General features: G+C 57.9%; 2 protein-coding genes and 1 pseudogene. All 3 read right to left on the bottom strand.

Annotated features, from left to right (window positions below):
• A pseudogene (locus AB7F49_RS39415) lies at positions 1-206 on the bottom strand (P-type conjugative transfer ATPase TrbB); the annotation flags it as partial.
• Between the two features lie 144 nt (positions 207-350).
• On the bottom strand, positions 351-1274 hold the full coding sequence (locus tag AB7F49_RS39410) for a LysR family transcriptional regulator (protein ID WP_428533503.1): 924 nt from the start codon (positions 1272-1274) through the stop codon (positions 351-353).
• 676 nt (positions 1275-1950) lie between these two features.
• Positions 1951-2397: a carboxymuconolactone decarboxylase family protein gene (locus AB7F49_RS39405; RefSeq protein ID WP_428533500.1), complete on the bottom strand. Its 447-nt coding sequence runs from the start codon at positions 2395-2397 to the stop codon at positions 1951-1953.
• Between the last annotated feature and the right edge of the window lie 129 nt (positions 2398-2526).

The following is a 2526-nucleotide window of genomic DNA, read 5'->3' as shown; positions in this document are numbered from 1 at the left end:
CGCTCACCGTCGGCTGCAAGAAGCGTTGAACCTGTCTCAGAAAGCCCCTCGGATAGACGATCGATCCAAAGGCGACCGTCGGGGTTCAACATCACCTCGACGACGGCGGGGTCTTCCAGGAACGCGGCGATGTCCGGCCCAAGCGCCGTACGCAGCATGCGGGCACCGCGTGTGACCGCTTCTGCCTTGGGTGTCGCATTCCCCATCTTGCCCCCGGTGCTGCGCCGGCACGTGAAGGTGGGCCGGACATCGGGGATGAATAGAAGAGGTAGGATTTCGGACGACGCAACAAGATCAAAGGGGTCGTCGTAGAGGAGCGAAAAAATACAGAAGAACGGCGGTTTCGACCGTCAGGCCAACGACCCGCTATCTGCCGGAGGAACCGCAGGATGGGCTTGCAAAAGACTCCGAAATTGCTTGAGCGCAGGGTTATCATTGTTGCGTCGCCAATAGGCGACATAGCCGACGCGGGTCGGCCCGTTGCCGTCGCGGACTTCGCGGTAAACGACGCCCGGCACGATGTTGCCCGTTGAGGACTCGCAGATGAGGGTGATACCTCTGTCACCGCCAACGACACTGAGGATGTTTTCGCGATTGGCATTGACCGGCTTGATGAGCGGGCGGTCGCCGGGTGACGTCAACTTGTTGATGAGCACGTCCTGAATCTCGGGATCCGGATCGCGCCGGCTCATCAGGAATCGCTCGTTCTTGAGGTCCGTCCAGTAAACGAAATCACGCACAGCGAGCAGATGGTCTTTGGGAAAGGCAACCATGATCCGCTCCGACCACAAACTCATATGTGCGTAGTCTGTGTAAGCGGGTTCGCCGAGCACCACGACGATATCGATAGCTCCGCGATCGAGCTGTGCGATCAAAGCCGCGCGAGCATCTTCGACGACGTTCACCTCCACATCAGGATGTTGCTTGACGAAGGTAAGCAGCGTATCGCGCAGCGCGCCGATCGAGAGCGACGTATAGAAGCCTATCTCCAGCCGGCCGGCGTCACCCCGTTTGCCGGCCTTCGCGCGGATTTCCATCGCTTCCAGCTCTGCTAACACCCGACGGGCAGATACCACGAACTCCTCGCCAATGGGCGTCAGTCCAGCGCCACCCGTCGAACGTTCGAACAGGAGAACGCCGAGCTTATCTTCAAGCTCGCGGATGCGCTTACTCAGCGTTGGCTGCGTGATATTGAGCGCTGACGCGGCGCGTCGAAAGCTACTGTGGTCCGCAGCTGCGACGGCATAGCGCAAATGCGGAACCTCGATACACATCAATACGCTAACCGCAACCTATCGTGGGCGGCAACGTCCTTCGCGTTGAGGAACTCTGGTTGCATCGCGATTCAAATCGTTCTTAATCAATTGATTAAATGCTTTTTAAAACGCTTCTCTTTTCGAGAACAACCAGCATGCCGCTCCCAGCCTAGCTTTCCGGTGGGCCTAATCATGCATGGACAACATCACTACTTCGTCGACCGGTTGAGAAAGGTTACAGTCGTCAGAAATAAACATTCGGCCGCGATACGGGCTCAAAGATGCCGGAGACTGCGAAGCACCTTCGCATACAATTAATGCGTAAAATTATCCAAGCTCGCACTGTTAATCGGTAGGGCGAGGGATACCGCTAGACACGGCGCTGCCAAGAGATCATCCGAAAAAGGGACAAGGAACAAGGCATATACTCATGAGCTTCTCGCTCGGTTTGTAAGGAGTCCGAGCATGCGCATTTGCTCGAGCGAAAGATCGTACCTGACAGCGAAGCGCCACCCGAGCTGCTCGCCAAGCTGCTGGTGGAACTATAATCTACCTCGGCGCACCGCGCTTCCGATTTCCGCCCAGCGCCGCGTCAGCAGCGCTGGTATCGAGAACAGACGTCATGGGGCGGCGATCCGCCACCCCCATTCTCAATTCGCCGACGGCCTCGTTCGAGCGATATCTCGCAGGTCAACTAGGCGGCTTTCGACCAGGCGGCAGCGGCGAATGCCTGATCAAGCGGCGTTTCGGCGAGGTGATTTGCGTAGTTGGACAACGTCTTCATGCCGACGCCAAGCACCACTTCGAGCGCCTGCTGCGAAGTGTATCCAGCGTCCAGGAACGCTGCGGCGTCCGCGTCCGACGGCCACCCACGGGTCTTCGCCACCGCCGCGGCGAAGCGGCGCAGCGCCTCCAGCTTTCGATCCGCAATCGGATGACCCACACGGATCGCCTGCACCACATTATCAGGAACCCTTTGCATGCCGGAGATGACGCTATGGGCTGCGATGCAGTATTCGCAATTGTTCTCGTAGCTCACCGCCAGAAGAACCACTTGTCGCTCTGTTGCGTTCAGCGATGTCGAATCGAATATCTCGGAGAGCGCAACATAAGCTTTCAGCAGAGCAGGCGCCTCGGCCATCATCCCGTATAGATTTGGAACGAAGCCGAGACTTTTCTTCGCGCCCGTCAGGATTCCCGTTGCGGCGTCCGGCGCGGTATCGATCGTGTGCTCCGTTTATTTCATAGCTAGAACTCCTTTGATCGGTTG

The sequence above is a fragment of the Pseudorhodoplanes sp. genome, assembly GCF_050250235.1.
Lineage (GTDB): Bacteria > Pseudomonadota > Alphaproteobacteria > Rhizobiales > Xanthobacteraceae > Pseudorhodoplanes.
The sequence above is the reverse complement of the archived record's forward strand: the minus strand, read 5'-3'. Positions and strand labels throughout refer to the sequence as shown.

Excerpts from the sequence above, each read along its gene's own strand:
- AB7F49_RS39410 (WP_428533503.1), bottom strand. The coding sequence starts at position 1,274 with ATGTGTATCGAGGTTCCGCATTTGCGCTATGCCGTCGCAGCTGCGGAC.
- AB7F49_RS39405 (WP_428533500.1), bottom strand. The coding sequence starts at position 2,397 with ATGGCCGAGGCGCCTGCTCTGCTGAAAGCTTATGTTGCGCTCTCCGAG.